The following is a 17,023-nucleotide window of genomic DNA, read 5'->3' on the forward strand; positions in this document are numbered from 1 at the left end:
CTTAGCCTTCCAATGCGGCAACACCCGGCAGGGTCTTGCCTTCGAGGTACTCCAGCGAAGCACCGCCACCGGTGGAGATATGGCCGAAGTCATCCTCCGAGAAACCCAGCGCGCGGACAGCCGCGGCCGAATCGCCACCGCCTACTACGCTGAACGCTTCCGAGTCCGCCAGAGCCTGCGCGACGGTACGGGTACCTTCAGCGAAAGCAGGAATCTCGAAGACGCCCATTGGGCCGTTCCAGAACACGGTGTTGGCGCTGGTGATGTAGCTTGCGAACAGTTCAGCGGACTTCGGACCGATGTCCAGCCCAAGGCCGTTGGAGCCGAAGCTGGCTTCCTCGATCTTGTCTGCCGCCAGCACCTCATGCTCAGCATCGGCACCGAACTTGCTTGCCACAACGACATCGCTAGGCACGATGATGTCGCAGCCGAGCTTCTCGGCCCGCTTCAGGTACTCCTGGCAGGTGGCGATCTGGTCTTCTTCAAGCAGCGAGCCGCCAATGGCATGGCCCTGCGCCTTGAGGAAGGTGAACGCCATGCCGCCGCCGATCAGCAGCTGATCAGCCTTGCCCAGCAGGTTGTCGATGACAGCGAGCTTGTCCGAGACCTTCGACCCGCCAAGCACCACCACGTAGGGGCGCTTCGGCGCCTCGGTCAGGGTCTTGAGGACCTTGACCTCGGTAGCCACCAGGTCGCCCTGGTAGCTCGGCAGCAGGCTGGCAATGTCGTAGACCGAAGCGTGCTTGCGATGCACGGCGCCGAAAGCGTCGTTCACGTAGGCGCCGTTCTCGCCGGTCAGCGCAGCCAGCTCCTTGGCGAACTCTGCGCGCTGCGCATCGTCCTTGGACGTTTCACGGGCATCGAAGCGGACGTTCTCCAGAACCAGAACGGAGCCTTCTTCGAGGTTTGCCGCAGCCTGGCGGGCAGAGTCGCCCACCACGTCTTCGGCGACAATTACGTCGAAGTCAGCCAGTTCGTTCAGGCGGTTCGCTGCTGGAGCGATGGAGTACTTGGCATCGACCTGGCCCTTGGGGCGTCCCAGGTGGGCCATCACGATGACCTTTGCACCGGCCTCGGCCAGCTTGCTGATGACTGGCAGCGACGCGCGGACGCGGCCATCATCGGTCACAGTTGCACCGTCGAGCGGCACGTTCAGGTCACTGCGGACCAGAACGTACCGTCCGCGGACGCCGTTGTCAGCGATCAATTCGTCAATGGTGTGAGAAGACATGTCTCTAGGTTATCGACTAGAGGCTGGATCCCACGAATTCAACGAGATCGACGAGCCGAGATGAGTAACCCCACTCGTTGTCGTACCACGCGACGACCTTGACACTGTTGCCCATTACGGTGGTCAGGCCGGAGTCGAAAATTGCCGAGTGGGAATTGGTCACGATGTCCGAGGAAACCAGCGGATCGGTTGAGTACTCAAGGTATTCGCTCAATGCGCCTTCGGCGGCAGCCTTCTCGAAGGCCGCGTTGATTTCTTCCACAGTTGCGGTGCGGGCCAGGTTCACGGTCAGGTCGGTGGCCGAGCCGGTGGGAACTGGTACGCGCATAGCGTAACCGTGCAGCTTGCCCTTCAGTTCTGGGAGCACCACGCCGATGGCCTTGGCGGCACCGGTGGAGGTAGGGATGACGTTCAGCGCTGCGGCGCGGGCACGGCGCGGATCGCTGTGCGGCGCGTCCTGCAGGCGCTGATCGGCGGTGTAGGCGTGGATGGTGGTCATCAGGCCGTCAACAATGCCGAATTCGTCGTTCAGCACCTTGGCCACTGGAGCCAGGCAGTTGGTGGTGCAGGATGCGTTCGAGATGATGGCGTGGTTTGCAGGATCGTACTTGTCCTGGTTGACGCCCATCACAATGGTGATGTCTTCATTCTTGGCTGGAGCCGAGATGATGACCTTCTTCGCGCCAGCAGCTACGTGCTTCTTGGCGTCTTCTGCGTTGGTGAAGAATCCGGTCGACTCAATTACGACATCAACCTTCAATTCGCCCCAGGGCAGGTTGGCCGGCTCGCGCTCGGACAGAACCTTGATGCGGCGTTCTCCCACGACGATAGTATCGCCGTCTACGGATACCGGCTCGCCCACTGGGCCGAGCACGGAATCGAACTTCACCAGGTGAGCAAGCGAATCGATTGAACCAAGGTCATTGACGGCGACGATTTCAATATCTGCCTTATGGGCCAGTACTGCACGCAGGAAGTTGCGTCCGATGCGACCGAAACCATTGATTCCAACACGAGTTGTCACGTGACTATCTCCTCTAAATGGGATGATGATGCCACGACCGCGCACTAGCGGAGGTGGCCTTCTTTAAGAGGACACTCCGTTGTGCCGTGCTTGCGGATCCCAGCCGGAGCTGGGATCCGCAACACACTAGAAACATACTACGCTATATCAGCGGAGAATGTGAGCTAACTTACCAGGTAAGTATTACTTGCCTGGAACGATCAGCGATGCTGCACCGTTGCGTGCGGCTTCGAAACGCGCCTGGACATCTGCCCAGTTCACGATGTTCCAGAAGGCCTTGACGTAGTCTGCCTTGACGTTGACGTAGTCCAGGTAGAAGGCGTGCTCCCACATGTCCAGCATCAGCAGCGGGGTGGTTGCCACTGGGATGTTGCCCTGCTGATCGTACAGCTGCTCGATGACCAGCTGCCCGCCCAGTGCGTCGTAGGCCAGGACTGCCCAGCCCGAGCCCTGGAGGCTCATGGCAGCAGCAGTGAAGTGGCCGCGGAATGCGTCGAACGAACCGAAGAAGTCATCAATGGCAGCTGCCAGCTCGCCCTCAGGCTTGTCGCCGCCTTCTGGGGACAGGTTGTTCCAGAAGATCGAGTGGTTGGTGTGGCCGCCCAGGTGGAAAGCCAAGTCCTTGGACAGCTTCGGGATGTTGCCGAATTCGCCCTTTTCGCGAGCTTCAGCCAACTGCTCCAGTGCCGAGTTTGCGCCTGCAACGTAGGTTGCGTGGTGCTTGGAGTGGTGCAGTTCCATGATGCGAGCCGAGATGTTCGGCTCCAGTGCGGCGTAGTCGTACTGCAGTTCTGGCAGTGAATAAACAGCCATGATTCTCCTCAATCTTCTCAATTGGTTGAATCTCCACGGGAGGGCTCCCGCGGGGACATTTTTAGTGTTCCAGTTCTTCTCCTGGAACGCTGGACTCCGTACCGGGTATTCCCAGATCGCTCGCCTTTTTATCCGCCATAGCCAAGAGGCGGCGAATTCGGCCAGCGATGGCGTCCTTGGTCATTGGCGGTTCGGCCATCCGGCCGAGCTCATCCAAGGAGGCTTGCTTGTGCTCTAGGCGCAGCAGCCCCGCATAGCGCAGGTGCTCTGGAACCTCGTCGCCCAAGATTCCCAGCGCACGCTCGACGCGCGCCCCGGCAGCGACCGCCGCCTGGGCACTGCGCCGCAGGTTGGCGTCGTCGAAGTTCGCCAGGCGGTTGGCGGTGGCGCGCACTTCCTTGCGCATGCGGCGTTCTTCCCAGACCATCAGCGCATCGTGGGCGCCCATGCGGGTGAGCAGCTGGGCGATGGCATCGCCATCACGGATCACTACGCGGTCAACGCCGCGCACCTCGCGGGCCTTGACCGTTAGACCCAGGCGGCGAGCCGCACCGACCAGGGCCAATGCTGCTTCCGGTCCAGGGCAGGTAATTTCCAATGCGGAACTGCGTCCTGGTTCGGTCAGCGAACCATGGGACAGGAATGCGCCTCGCCATACCGCTTCAGCGTCGGCGGTGGAACCGTTGACGATGACCGAGGGCAGGCCGCGTACCGGCCGGCCGCGCTGATCAAGCAGGCCAGTCTGGCGGGCCAGTACTTCTCCATCCTTGGACACGCGCACGATGTAGCGGCTCCCCTTGCGGATGCCAGAACCGGAAACCATTACGATCTCGGCATCGTGCCCGTAAAGCTCGCCAATAGCGATCTTCAACCGCCGGGCGGTCGCTGCCAGATCCACTTCTGCTTCGATGACAATTCGCCCGGAGACAATATGCAGTCCGCCGCTGAAGCGCAGCATGGTCGAAACCTCGGCCTTGCGGACCGACGGCTTGCGAATCTCTACCCGCGACAGCTCGTCTTTGACGGAAGCCGTCAATGCCATGAATCAAACTCCCTTACTTGGATCTTCCTAAGATCCGATCGCGGTAAACACCTCATGATAGGCCGCCGCTAGTCGCAACGGGTCGTGCACGGCACGACCGTCAGATACTCCTACTGTACTAAAAAAGACCCGCGCGCCGAGTTTTTGCGCTGCCAGCTCAAATCGCTCTTTGTTACGAATCTTGGATTCGTCGGCAATAATCGCATCGAACTTGATCTCGGGTGCGTAGCGGACCAGCACCTCCAAGTGCGCGGCGGCATCCATCCCGGCGGTCTCGGCGGTGTCGAAGGCCAGATTCATGGTCAGCAGCTTCTTGGCTGTTGTCGATGCCAGAGCCTGGCGCATATCTGGCAGCAGCAGATGCGGCAGCACCGAGGTGTACCAGGATCCGGGACCAAGAATCACCCAGTCCGCCAGATCGATGGATTCCAGCGCTTCGGAGCAGGCCGGCGCATCGGATGGCTCCAGATAGACATTGGTGACCAGACCGCCAGAACCGGCGCGGGCCAGCTTGGCCTGCCCATCGATGCGGCGGCGCACCAAGGTGTCGTTCACCGGGTCCGATTCGAGTACCTCGCCATGGATGGACAGCGGAACGGTGCTCATCGGCAGGACCTGGCCGCGGGCACCGAGCAGCGCTCCGGCCCAGCGCAGCCCAGCTACCGGGTTGTCGAGCAACTCCCAGAGGGCAAGGATCAGCAGGTTGCCAACGGCATGGCCGTTCAAGGGCTCTTCGATGTTTTCGGTCGATTCGAAGCGGTACTGCATGACATCGCGCCAGGTCCGACCCCAGTCGTTGTCATCGCACAGCGCGGCCAAGGCCATGCGCAAGTCGCCCGGGGGCAGCACGTCGAACGAGCCCCGAAGGCGCCCGGAGCTGCCGCCGTCATCGGCCACCGTAACGATGGCGGTGAGGTCGGTAGTCAGGCGACGCAGGGCAGAAAGCGAGGAGGACAAGCCATGTCCCCCGCCCAAGGCAACCACCGATGGGTTGCGGTAATCATCGCTTCGCGTCAGTCCCTGGATCGGGATCGGACCTGTGGCAAAGGCCATTGCTCCTACTCACGCCCCAGATCTCGGTGGCTGATGTTCACCCGTACGTTCGGGAACTGTGCCAGCCGCCGGCCCAGCTCGATGGTGGTTGCCACCGAGCGGTGCTTGCCGCCGGTGCAGCCCACGGCGATGGTCGCGTAATGCTTATTCTCGCGGCGGTAGCCCTCGAAGACTGGTTCAAGCGCCTTCAGGTAGTTCGTGATGAACTCGCTGGTGCCTTCTTGGCTGAGGACATAGTCCGAGACTTCCTTGTCCTTGCCCGTCTGCGGGCGCAGTTCAGGAACCCAGTGGGGGTTGGGAATGAAGCGGACGTCTGCCACGTAGTTGGCGTCTGCCGGCAAGCCGTACTTGAAGCCGAAGCTCATGACGTTGATGCGCAGGATGATCGGCCCGGATTCGCTGAACAGCTCATTGACTGCACGCGCCAGGTCGTGCACCGACATGGTCGTGGAGTCCAGGATGATTTCGGCGGCTTCGCGCAATTGGTCGGTGATTCCGCGTTCGCGCTTGATGCCGTCGACGATGCGGCCGTCGTCCTGCAGCGGGTGCGGCCGGCGTCCCTGCTCGAAGCGGCGAATCAGCACCTCGTCGCTTGCATCCAGGTAGACCAGCCGGAATTTCACTCCGCTGGCCGTCAGGTTCGCCAACGCGTCGCGGATCTCCGGGAACATTTCCTTGGAGCGCACGTCCATCACGACAGCCATCTTCGGGATAGAACCCTGCGAGCGGCTCATCATCTCGGTCAGGGGTCCGAGCATGGCCGGTGGAAGGTTCTCCACCACGTACCAGCCCTGGTCTTCCAGAGCATGCGCGACGGTGGTGCGACCGGCACCTGACATGCCTGTCACGATCACGAGTTCGGACTCAGGGGGTTTTACAGCTTCATACTCAGCGGTCATATCACAAGGCTAGTCGACAATTTCGCCGGTAGTCATATTCACACCGGTTAATGAAGCGTCTTCTAGGGACTCTTTGATGGAAGTAGCAAGTTTTTCACCGACGCCGGGCACTTCCATCAGTTCGGCGACGCTTGCGGCCCGGATCTTTTTCATCGATCCGAAGTGCTTGCGCAGGGCGGCCTGCTTGGCCTTGCCCAGGCCCGGGATCGCATCCAGATCGGAAGCGATCATCGATTTGGCCCGCTTGGCCCGATGGAAGGTGATCGCGAAACGGTGTGCCTCGTCACGAAGCCGCTGGACCAGATACAGCGAGGCGGAAGCTCGCGGCAGGATCACCGGGAACGGATCATCCGGCAGCCACAGTTCCTCCAGGCGCTTGGCCAAGCCGACGACGGGAATATCATCGATTCCCAGATCGTCCATGGCCTTTTGCGCGGCGGCCACCTGCGGCGGGCCGCCATCGACGATCACCAGGGAAGGCGGGTAGGAGAATTTCTTCTTTTCCTGCTCGCCGGTGGCTTCATCCACTTCCCCGGTGGCGAAGCTCGTCGGGTCGACCTTCTCCTTCAGGTAGCGGCTGAAGCGGCGGTAGATCACGTCGTACATGCTGGCGGTATCGTCGCGTGCGGCCTCGCCGGTGATGGAGAACTTGCGGTATTCGCTCTTCTTGGGCAACCCGTCTTCGAAGACCACCATGGAAGCGACCACGTTGGTTCCCTGGGTATGCGACGCGTCATAGCATTCGATGCGCAGCAGCGCCTGCTCCGCTCCCAGGGCATCCTGCAGTTCCTGCATGGCCAGCGATCGCGTGGTGATATCGCCTGCGCGCTTCGATTTGTGCAGACGCAGCGCTTGTTCCGCGTTCTCCACAACGGTGGCTGCCAAAGCCGCCTTGTCGCCCCGCTGGGCGACGCGCAGGGAGACCTTGGATCCGCGCAGCTCGGTAAGCCAGGTGGTGACATCCTCGATGTCTTCGGGCAGCGCCGGAACCAGGATTTCCTTGGGAATCCGGTCTGCGTGATCGGCGTAAATCTGGGTGAGCAGCTGCTCGACGAATTCTGCGTCGGTGGTATCTGCGACCTTTTCAACGACCCAGCCGCGCTGCGAGCGGATGCGGCCGTCGCGGACATGGAAGACCTGCACGGCGGCCTCCAGCTCATCGCCATGGATGCCGAAGATGTCGGCTTCGGTCCGGTCGTCAAGGACCACTGCGTTGCGTTCGAAGACCCGGTTCAAGGCAGCGATGTCATCGCGATAGCGGGCGGCCTTCTCGTATTCGAGCTCCGCGACGGCTTCCTGCATCTTCACGGTCAGCGCCTTGGTGAACTTGGTCGCCTCGCCGCCCATGAAGGTGCAGAGGTCATCGGCCAGTTGGCGATGGTCTTCCTCGCTGATCCGTCCGACGCAGGGAGCTGAGCACTTGTCGATGTAGCCCAAGAGGCACGGACGGCCCGAGGCTTCGGCACGCTTGAACACGCCGGGTGCGCAGCTGCGCACGGGAAAGACCCGCAGCAGCGTATCGAGGGTTTCGCGGATGGCCTTAGCCGGATAGAACGGGCCGAAATACTTCACGCCCTTGCGCTTGTCACCGCGCATCACCAGGGCGCGCGGGTACTTCTCATTGAGCGTGACTGCCAGGTACGGGTAGGTCTTGTCGTCGCGGAAAACGATATTGAACCGGGGGTTGTATTCCTTGATCCAGGAATACTCCAGCTGCAGCGCTTCCAGCTCGGACCCCACCACGGTCCATTCCACAGACCCGGCAGTGAAGACCATCGCCCGGGTTTTCGGCGTGAGCCGATCTGGGTTGGCGAAGTAGGAGGTCAAGCGGTTGCGCAGGACCTTGGCTTTGCCGACGTAGATGACCCGGCCGTGTTCGTCGCGGAAACGGTACACGCCAGGTTTCGTGGGGATGTCCGAGGTCTTCGGACGGTAGCTTGCCGGATCAGCCATGGCCTATTTCGCGTCCGGCGGCAGCTGGTTGTAGGAATCGACGCGTTCCTGGCCGGACAGTTCGGCAATCGCATCCACGATCCGGTCTGTGGCCTGGCGGCGCTGCGGCAACGGGTGCTTGCGTCCCAACTGGTCGAAGTACAGCGGCTCGCCATAGTGGATCTGGAATTTGGCGGGCTTGAAGCCCTTGGAGCCAGCAGGCTGCAGCTTCTCCGTGCCGATCAGCCCGACCGGGACCACTGGCACACCGGTGGTCAGCGCCAGCCAGCCCACGCCGGTGCGTCCCCGGTACAGCTTGCCGTCGCGCGAACGGGTGCCTTCCGGGTAGATTCCGATGCCGGAGCCGCCCTCGATGATTTCCACCAGCGAGTCGAGCGCCGCCACGGAGGCCGCCTGCTCGCCACGCTGCACCGGGATGGATCCCACGGATTCGAAGAAGGTCTTCATCATCTTGCCTTTCAGGCCAGGAGTGGTGAAGTATTCAGCCTTCGCGAAGAACGCCACGTCGCGCGGGGTCAGCGCCTGGATGATCAGGGAGTCGAAAAAAGACAGGTGGTTGGAGGCGACAATGAAGCCGCCTTCCTTCGGGACGTTCTCCAGCCCGGTCACTTCCGCACGGCAGACGCCGTGGATGATGCCCCGAATCGACGAACGGGTCATGGTGTAGATGCTCATCTACTTTGCACCTTCCTGCATGAAGTCTTCGTCGAAGTTAATGGTGTTTGCCCGTTCGGCGCCGAGCAGCAACACGGCCAGATCCCGGGCGGTCACGGCTATGGCGTCCGCCTGCTGCAGTTCGTCGCCTTGGGCAAAGCCCCAGGCGACACCGATGGATGCCACCGAATTCTCGCGGGCGGCATCCCAATCGTAGTGCCGGTCCCCCACCACGACGCTGCGCTCCGGGTCCAGCTGGCCGTGCTCCAGGGCCTCGGCTACGATGTGCGTCTTGCTCGATCCCATGCTCCCGTGTTCATCCGCATTGCCGTGAATCGCGTCGAGATGCGCATCCAGGCCTTTGCGTGCAATGAGCTGGCGCGCGATGTTGATCGGCTTGGCAGTGGTCACCGCAACATAGATCCCGGCCGATCTCAATGCATCCAGCAGCGCCACGATGCCCGGGTAGACCATGGATTCAGCCATGCCGGCTTCCGCATACCGGGCGCGGTAGGCGGCAATGATGGAACCGATGTTCTCATCGGTGACGCCGTCTAGCGTGCGCAGGCCGATTTGCAGGGGCGGGCCCACCAGCGCTTCCACCCGGGCTTCGCCCGGATCGGCCAAACCGTGGGAGGTCACCGCGTGGCGGATACCCGAAGTGATGGCACCGGCGGGGTCCACGAGGGTCCCGTCCAGGTCGAAGAGCACGCTTGTTACCGACATATTCACCTAGCCATCTTCCCATGAAGCGGACGTGGGTTAGCAATCCATAACTGAAATTGCATATGTCGAACATTCTCCGCGAGGCATTACAGGATCTCGGCGAGGAACTTTCCGGTGTGCGATTCGTCGACCTTTGCCACCTTTTCCGGGGTGCCGGTGGCCAAAATCGTGCCGCCGCCGGATCCACCTTCCGGACCGAGGTCGATGACCCAGTCGGCCGACTTGATCACATCCAGGTTGTGCTCGATGGTCAGCACGGTATTGCCCTTGTCGACCAGCCCCTGCAGCACCTTGAGCAGCTTGCGGATATCTTCGAAGTGAAGGCCGGTGGTCGGCTCATCCAGGACGTAGATCGAGCGGCCATTGGACCGCTTCTGCAGCTCGGCAGCGAGCTTCACGCGCTGGGCTTCGCCGCCCGAGAGCGTGGTGGCCGGCTGCCCCAGGCGCACATAGCCCAGGCCCACGTCCACGAGCGTGCGCAGGTGGCGGGCGATCGGGGTGAACGCGCTGAAGAATTCGGCGCCTTCGGCAATCGGCATGTCCAGCACGTCGGCAATGTTCTTGCCCTTGTACAGCACCTGCAGGGTCTCGCGGTTGTAGCGGGCACCATGGCAGACCTCGCAAGGCACATACACGTCGGGAAGGAAGTTCATCTCGATCTTCAGCGTGCCATCGCCCGAGCAGGCCTCGCAGCGCCCGCCCTTGACGTTGAAGGAGAAGCGGCCCGGCTGGTATCCGCGCAGCTTCGCCTCATTGGTCTCTGCGAACAGCTTGCGGATGTGGTCGAAAACGCCCGTGTAGGTGGCAGGGTTCGATCGCGGGGTGCGACCGATCGGCGACTGGTCCACGTGGACCACCTTGTCCAGGTGCTCCAGGCCCTGCACGCGGGTGTGCCGGCCCGGCACCTGCTTGGCGCCATTGAGCTTATTGGCCAGCACCTTGTAGAGGATGTCGTTGACCAGGGTGGACTTGCCCGAGCCGGACACGCCGGTCACCGCGGTCAGCACACCCAGCGGGAACTCCACCGAGAGGTTCTGCAGGTTGTTCTCGCTGGCTCCGACCACCTTGAGCTTGCGGTCCTTGTCGACCTTGCGGCGCTTGGCTGGGATGTCGATCTGCTTGCGGCCCGAAAGGTAGTCGCCGGTCAGCGACTTGGTGTTCTGCTTCAGGTCTTCCAGGGAACCGGAATGCACCACTTCGCCACCGTGCTCGCCGGCGCCCGGGCCAATGTCCACGATCCAGTCGGCTTCGGCGATGGTGTCCTCGTCGTGCTCCACCACGATCAGGGTGTTGCCCAGCGAACGCAGGTGCAGCAGGGTATCGATGAGCCGGCGGTTGTCGCGCTGGTGCAGGCCGATGGACGGCTCGTCCAGGACGTAGAGCACGCCCACCAGGCCGGAGCCGATCTGGGTGGCCAGGCGGATGCGCTGCGCTTCGCCGCCTGACAGGGTACCGGCGGCGCGTTCCAGGGTCAGGTATTCCAGCCCGACGTCCAGCAGGAACTTCATTCGCGCGTCGATTTCCTTGAGCACCTGCGCGGCGATCTGCGCCTCGCGTGCACTGAGCTCGATCGACGAGAGGAATTCCGCGGCGCTGCGCAGGTCCATGGCGGAGACCTCGGCAATGGAACGTCCGCCCACCAAGACCGAGAGCGATGCCGGGTTCAGGCGCGCGCCGCCGCAGGTAGGGCACGGGATCTGGCGCATGTACTGCTCGTAGCGGTCGCGGGCGTGGTCGGATTCGGTCTCCTGGTGCTTGCGGTGCACATAGGAGATGACGCCCTCGAAGCCGGTGGAGTACTTGCGTTCGCGGCCGAAGCGGTTCTTGTACTGCACGACCACCTTGTGGTCCTTGCCGTTGAGGATCGCTTCGCGGGCGGCCGCCGGCAGGTCCTGCCAGCGGGTGTCCATGGTGAAGCCGAGCTCATTGCCCAGGCCCTCGATCAGCCGGTTCCAGTATTCGGTGGTGGCCTTGCCCAGCGACCATGGGGCGATCGCGCCCTCGGCCAGGGTGACCTCGGTGTCCGGGACGATCAGGTGCTCGTCGACTTCCAGCTTGGTGCCGATGCCGGAGCAGGCCGAGCAGGCACCGAACGGGTTGTTGAAGGAGAAGGTGCGCGGTTCGATCTCGTCGATGGCCAGCGGGTGCTCATTAGGGCAGGCCAGGTTCTCGGAGAACGCGCGCACGCGCTTCGGGTCATCCGCGTCCAGATCGACGAAGTCGGCCAGCACGCGGCCTTCGGCAATGCCCAGGGCGGTTTCGATGGAGTCGGTCAGGCGCTGGCGGGCGTCTTCCTTGATGGCCAGGCGGTCCACCACCACCTCGATGGTGTGCTTGACCTGCTTGGCCAGCTTTGGCGGATCGTTCAGCTGGATGGTTTCACCGTCCACCCGGGCACGGGCGAAGCCCTTGGAGGAAAGCTCGGCGAACAGGTCGACGAATTCGCCCTTGCGCGAGCGCACGACCGGTGCGAGGATCTGGAAACGGGTTTTCTCCGGTAGCTCCATCAGCTGGTCGACGATCTGCTGCGGAGTCTGCTTGGAGATCGGTTCGTGGCAGATCGGGCAATGCGGACGGCCCACACGCGCCCAGAGCAGGCGCATGTAGTCGTACACTTCGGTAATCGTGCCCACGGTGGAGCGCGGGTTGCGGCTGGTCGACTTCTGGTCGATGGACACCGCTGGCGACAGGCCCTCGATGAAATCCACATCCGGCTTGTCCACCTGGCCGAGGAACATGCGGGCGTAGGCGGAGAGCGATTCGACGTAGCGGCGCTGGCCTTCGGCGAAGATGGTGTCGAAGGCCAAGGAGGACTTGCCCGAACCGGACAGGCCGGTGAAGACGATCATCGCGTCACGCGGCAGATCAATGTCCACGTTCTTCAGGTTGTGCTCGCGGGCCCCCTTGACGACCAGGCGAGTCAGATCTGTTCTCTTGCTCTCTGCAGTAATAGCCACGAAGCAATACTAATCGAAAACTGCTTCGAATACATGTACGAATGGATGCAACTCACAGTTAATTCTCCAAACCCCTGATCCTGCGCACGGCGAGCGCAATGCGTGCTCGTCCATCCATCCGGAATGTCGACCGGTGAGCCGGCGTCCCCATGAATCCAGATCGGACCACGACGTCCCATTCGAGGTACCGGGCCCTTGGATTCCCGCTTGTGCCTGTCACGTGTGCGTCCCCTCCCCAAGTTCGCAGCTATCTCGTAGATGCCAATGAGCGGCGAGCGCATGCTCTGTGTTGCACGAGCGGGAAAACGGATAAAATTCGACGTTCGGTTCACGCCGCCAACCAGGGGCACCGCAACCGCTGATCCGCAATGCAACTACATAGCGAACCTGGCCAAATGTTCCGCGCAATGGCATCGTCCGCGGTGCATGCCATCCGACAGCAATTGTTTTCTGTGCAAGCATTCGACATCATGAGGCAGCGCCACACCGTTCCGTTTCGCGCCCCCTCACCGGTCACTACACGGACAGGGCATACGGAACGGCCGGTGTTCCTGTAAATCCATGAAACTTCTGCGATGCGAGTCAGCACGTGGCGCGATCCTATTTGTGACCCGCTTTCGGGACACTTTGAGAAAAGTGAGCACTAAGCAACACTGAACGAACCTACAACGTGAATCTGCTCGACCGATAGTAGCGTTGTAATACTTATGGATGCAGGGTTACTCGCACAGCCCGAACAACCTGCAGTCACCAATCATCTACGTCAACAGGAAATCAACATGCAAACTACCGAAGCCGCGCAACGCTGGGCGACAACATGGGCCAACGCTTGGCCACTCAAGGACGTGAATGCAATTGTCCAGTTGCAAGCTGATGACGGCGACCACTGGGCCTCGATGTTCAGACCATTGCGTGGGCCTGACGGTCTGCGCACTTATCTAGAGGAATGCTTCGCGGAGGAAACCCAACCGGCAGAAACATGGTTCAGCGAACCAATCGTCAACGGAAGTTCAGCTTCCGTCGAGTACTGGGTCGTGATGTTCATCAAGGACCAGCCAATGACCGTCTCGGGATGCACTGTGCTTTCATTCGACGATTCAGGCTTAGTAACAACAGCGCGAGACTACTCACACGTCAAAGACGGGCACCACTTGCGACCTGAGCTTCCATTCAGCGCCTGACATCACACTCTGTCCCGTTCAAGGTTCCGTTTACGGGCGGCACAGCACTAAGGAGCAAAGACAGAGGCGTTGTCAGCTTTGAACACTCACACCAGCCGTCGATACGCTAGCTGAACCTCTTGAGCTTCCACTGCCGTCCGTGATTACTCGGCATGCAGAGATAAGACCGTCGAAAAATGGAGCTTTCACGAACCACCAGCGGTTCCGAGCTGAGGACAAAAGACGCTACATCGTCAATCGTTTCTTCCGCGAATTCAATGACCTCGTCCAACCCTTCAGGAATCGTTTGGTATCCGATATATCGCTCATCGTAGACGAGTTCCGGTGACTCGCTTCCCAACACCAGAGTGAAGACGCCGAGTCTAGGGCCCTGAAGATCTAATTGGATAGAGTGTTTACGATCGTAGGCTCGACCACTGATATCCTCCGGTAAGGTCATGATGACCTCCTCAACCCGAGCCCTCAGCAGGGCGAGGTAATTCAGAACCTTTGGGTCATCTCTCATGGATCGAACACTATATCTCTCTCGTTTGAAATGCGTTCAAGTGTCTGAGCAATACAGGAACGATCGCATCCGTTCCCGGAGGAGGTCCCGGAACGGTCGGTTCAGAGTGCGCGATCTCGGCATGCCCCAGGGCCGAGAGGACAAATAGAAGCGCTTATTCTTGAAGATATTCTCCATCAACATCCGAAGCTCCGATAGGTTTGTGGCATGAATAACCTTTCGATTCGCAAAGCCACCCTTGATGATGTTCAGGCTATCCGGTCTATCGGGATTCTTACATGGCCAGCAACATACCTTAGTTTCACGAGCCCGGATTTCGTCATGGATAATCTCAATACCTGGTGGTCACACGACTCTGTCAGTGCTTCAATCACCGATGATACAACGTACGTTGCTCTGCAGAATGGCGAAGCCGTTGGAACTCTAACGGTCGGGCAGTTTGAGGGCGAACCTGTCATATGGAAAATTTATGTGTTGCCGGAATCCCATGGCCACGGCATCGGCACCGAACTAATGAACACAGCACTTGATGCCTTCGGCCGCACTCAAGATCTGAGGATCGAGTTCGTGAAAGGCAACCCGTCGGCCCAGGCATTCTATGAACGGCGTGGCTTCAGATTCGATTTCGAAGAAAAAATGGCGGAGGGGCTGGCTACAGTCTGGCTTCGACGACCAGCTGGCCGGGTCACCTGAGGACTAGCAACGTTCCCACAGAGGGTTCGACTTAACGAACACTGAGCTGTTGTGCAGACAGCCTGTGAATTCGAGATCGATAGCGGGTATTCGCTGTCACGACGTCACCGAGAGCGGGAGATCAGAGTTCGTCGAAGTAGGGCTCCTCTGATCCGGGAAGCAGCGGATGCGAGGCAATGCTGAAACTCTCGTCCCAATCATCCGGCCTGTGGGGCCACGCCTCGACCAGCCATTTTGGCGGATTGGTCGAGTATCCAACAGTGACCCTTTTAGCTTGCAGATCCCAGAACGACGAGCCCGGGTCAAACCGGCGAACCCCTTCTAAATACAGGTATTGAAAGGGGCGGACCTTTGACGCCAGCACTATCCCCTTGAGAGACCCAATAATGGTAAAACTCACGACCTCGGGCCAAGCGCCAGCAGGTGCAACGACCTCTATGCTCCCCGATTGATTGATTTCGATCTGGTCCAGCTGGGTCAGCCTGTCCCAGGCCCTAGGATCTGCGGCACGCTTCACGCGTTGCAATAGGACATTGCGCACTGTTTCCGCCATGTGCGTGAGCAGATCGAGAGTTCCGCCTTCGATCTCCATATCTTGCAGGTGAGGGGAAGCAATGAGTTGCTCGGTGGCCCCTTGCGCGTACGGCATGAGCAATCGGGTCAAGGCCATGACCCCATTTCCCGAACCGCCATAGGGCAGTATGCCGTCGCATTGATGAATGATTAGCGATGAGAGCAACGGCAGGTTCTCAATCCCCGTCAAGTCAAGGTTGCCACCATCATCCAAGTCGATTGAAACAGCTTGGACATCCGGCGCTATGGCACCGACCTCGTCCGCGAACAATCCAGTTTCGGGTAGTTGGCGGATGTTGGCGAAACGAAGCCGTGCATAGGAATCCTGGGACATCCGGACTTTTTCCACTTTGTTGTTCCAAATCAACCCCGAAGCCGATTCATGTCTAACCGACATGCCTGCCCTTCCTGTTTCATTCGGATTTTACGCAGCTTCGGCACAACTATTACTAGTCGCCCGTTACCTTGCTGGCAGCTAATCAACCCCGGGAAATATTGGAGCTGCCAACAGCCAAACATACCTCTGTGCCATTTCGCATTCACCAGCCTCCATCCCCCGCCGGGATTCGGGACCGACTCCAGGACCGCGTCGGGTCTACCTTGGCAGGGAGCTGAACGCCGCGCGCAGGTACTTTACCGCGGTTGCTTCGTCGACCGACCACAGTTGGGCGATGCGGGCCAGATCGGCGGCCGCATCGCTGACTTCCTGCTCTGCACGATTCTCCGCGGCTTGGACCACGGTTCCATGGCGGCCGCGGGTGACCACTGCACCCTGCAGCTCAAGTTCCTTGTAGACCTTGGCGACGGTATTCACCGCGAGGTTCAAGGTGCCCGAGAGCGCACGAACCGACGGCAATTTGGTGCCCGGAGCTAGTTTGCCCTTGGCAATTGCTGAGAGGATCTGCTCGCGGACCTGCTGATACGGCGCCACGCCCGAGTTCGGCTGGATCTTGATGAATTCCAGTTCGGTCATCCTGCACTCCATCCTTTGGACTGTGTTTGGCATTTATCCGAGCCTATCGCGTCAGCCGGGATCTGCACCGTAGTCTGGTTGCATGAACGAACTATTGCTGAACGATGTGACCGTCCGTTGGGTCTCAGTATCCGACATGGCAAACAACGTGTACCTGGTAACTAATCGGAAGACCGGCGAACAGCTGCTGGTGGATGCGGCGGATGACATGCCGGCCATCGAGCGGCTCATCCAGGCGGCCAGTGAAGACGCGAGCGATCCGCGCCTTATCGGCATCGCCACGACGCATCAGCACTGGGACCACGTGCGCGCGTTGGCCGAAGCCGTGGAGAAGTACCCGGTGCCAACCTACGCCGGTGCAGACGATGTCGCCGGCATCGCTGGAGAATGCGGGGTCAAGATCGACCATGCGCTGAACCACGGCGACCAGATGAAGCTGGGCGAAGTGATCATCGAGGCGATCCACCTGCGAGGGCATACACCGGGTTCGCTCGGCTATGCGCTGGTTGATTCCTCCGGCCAGCCGGTAGTGCTCAGCGGCGACAGCTTGTTCCCCGGAGGCGTGGGCAACACATGGAAGGACCCGCAGCGGTTCCTCTCTTTGCTCACCGACGTCACCGAACGCATCTTCGACCGCTTCCCGGACGAAACCAAGGTTCTGCCGGGACACGGAGATTCGACGACACTGGGGACAGAACGCCCGAATTTGGAACAGTGGCGCGAACGCGGGTGGTAGCCCTTTGACT

16 protein-coding genes are annotated in these 17,023 nt (G+C 60.6%); 3 read left to right on the top strand and 13 right to left on the bottom strand.

Annotated elements, in window-relative coordinates; genetic code table 11:
- Position 1: 1 nt before the first annotated feature.
- From pgk to uvrA, 10 genes are all read right to left on the bottom strand, one after another.
- Positions 2-1,231 (bottom strand): phosphoglycerate kinase, encoded by a 1,230-nt coding sequence (gene pgk / locus F0M17_RS09580; protein ID WP_066138753.1) that lies wholly within the window; start codon positions 1,229-1,231, stop codon positions 2-4.
- Between the two features lie 16 nt (positions 1,232-1,247).
- On the bottom strand, positions 1,248-2,255 hold the full coding sequence (gene gap, locus F0M17_RS09585; protein ID WP_038990771.1) for a type I glyceraldehyde-3-phosphate dehydrogenase: 1,008 nt from the start codon (positions 2,253-2,255) through the stop codon (positions 1,248-1,250).
- Positions 2,256-2,438: 183 nt separating this feature from the next.
- Positions 2,439-3,068, bottom strand: a complete 630-nt coding sequence (locus F0M17_RS09590; protein WP_038990769.1) for a superoxide dismutase — start codon at positions 3,066-3,068, stop codon at positions 2,439-2,441.
- A 61-nt stretch (positions 3,069-3,129) separates the two neighbouring features.
- A complete protein-coding gene (whiA, locus tag F0M17_RS09595; protein WP_038990767.1) occupies positions 3,130-4,110 on the bottom strand; it encodes a DNA-binding protein WhiA in 981 nt (326 codons plus the stop codon).
- Positions 4,111-4,137: 27 nt separating this feature from the next.
- On the bottom strand, positions 4,138-5,163 hold the full coding sequence (gene yvcK / locus F0M17_RS09600) for a uridine diphosphate-N-acetylglucosamine-binding protein YvcK (protein ID WP_073706096.1): 1,026 nt from the start codon (positions 5,161-5,163) through the stop codon (positions 4,138-4,140).
- A gap of 5 nt (positions 5,164-5,168) precedes the next feature.
- Positions 5,169-6,062, bottom strand: a complete 894-nt coding sequence (gene rapZ / locus F0M17_RS09605) for an RNase adapter RapZ (RefSeq protein WP_038990765.1) — start codon at positions 6,060-6,062, stop codon at positions 5,169-5,171.
- A 9-nt stretch (positions 6,063-6,071) separates the two neighbouring features.
- A complete protein-coding gene (gene uvrC / locus F0M17_RS09610) occupies positions 6,072-8,015 on the bottom strand; it encodes an excinuclease ABC subunit UvrC (RefSeq protein WP_066138759.1) in 1,944 nt (647 codons plus the stop codon).
- A 3-nt stretch (positions 8,016-8,018) separates the two neighbouring features.
- A complete protein-coding gene (locus F0M17_RS09615; RefSeq protein ID WP_038990762.1) occupies positions 8,019-8,690 on the bottom strand; it encodes a 1-acyl-sn-glycerol-3-phosphate acyltransferase in 672 nt (223 codons plus the stop codon).
- Entirely contained in the window at positions 8,691-9,395 is a 705-nt protein-coding gene (locus F0M17_RS09620; RefSeq protein ID WP_246857044.1) for an HAD hydrolase-like protein, read from the bottom strand.
- Positions 9,396-9,481: 86 nt separating this feature from the next.
- Entirely contained in the window at positions 9,482-12,352 is a 2,871-nt protein-coding gene (gene uvrA / locus F0M17_RS09625) for an excinuclease ABC subunit UvrA (protein WP_149597019.1), read from the bottom strand.
- Between the two features lie 779 nt (positions 12,353-13,131).
- On the opposite strand from uvrA, the gene F0M17_RS09630 reads away from it, so the two are divergent.
- Positions 13,132-13,533 carry a nuclear transport factor 2 family protein gene (locus F0M17_RS09630; protein WP_168201994.1) on the top strand — a complete coding sequence of 134 codons (402 nt, stop codon included), beginning with the start codon at positions 13,132-13,134 and terminating at the stop codon, positions 13,531-13,533.
- A gap of 106 nt (positions 13,534-13,639) precedes the next feature.
- Here the strand turns inward: F0M17_RS09630 and F0M17_RS09635 are convergent, their stop codons facing one another.
- Positions 13,640-13,972: a hypothetical protein gene (locus F0M17_RS09635; RefSeq protein ID WP_149597021.1), complete on the bottom strand. Its 333-nt coding sequence runs from the start codon at positions 13,970-13,972 to the stop codon at positions 13,640-13,642.
- Positions 13,973-14,245: 273 nt separating this feature from the next.
- Between F0M17_RS09635 and F0M17_RS09640 the strand changes: the two genes are divergently transcribed.
- A complete protein-coding gene (locus tag F0M17_RS09640; RefSeq protein WP_149597022.1) occupies positions 14,246-14,731 on the top strand; it encodes a GNAT family N-acetyltransferase in 486 nt (161 codons plus the stop codon).
- A 121-nt stretch (positions 14,732-14,852) separates the two neighbouring features.
- Here F0M17_RS09640 and F0M17_RS09645 read toward each other — a convergent pair whose 3' ends face one another.
- Both F0M17_RS09645 and F0M17_RS09650 read right to left on the bottom strand, forming a co-directional pair.
- Positions 14,853-15,701 (bottom strand): hypothetical protein, encoded by an 849-nt coding sequence (locus F0M17_RS09645; protein WP_149597023.1) that lies wholly within the window; start codon positions 15,699-15,701, stop codon positions 14,853-14,855.
- Positions 15,702-15,899: 198 nt separating this feature from the next.
- Positions 15,900-16,277, bottom strand: coding sequence for a GntR family transcriptional regulator (locus tag F0M17_RS09650; RefSeq protein ID WP_149597024.1), 378 nt, complete (start codon positions 16,275-16,277; stop codon positions 15,900-15,902).
- A gap of 82 nt (positions 16,278-16,359) precedes the next feature.
- Here F0M17_RS09650 and F0M17_RS09655 point away from each other — a divergent pair, with 82 nt between their 5' ends.
- Complete coding sequence (locus F0M17_RS09655) at positions 16,360-17,013, top strand: MBL fold metallo-hydrolase (RefSeq protein WP_149597025.1); 654 nt, start codon at positions 16,360-16,362, stop codon at positions 17,011-17,013.
- Positions 17,014-17,023: the final 10 nt, after the last annotated feature.

The sequence above is a fragment of the Glutamicibacter sp. ZJUTW genome (genome assembly GCF_008370855.1).
GTDB lineage: Bacteria > Actinomycetota > Actinomycetes > Actinomycetales > Micrococcaceae > Glutamicibacter > Glutamicibacter nicotianae.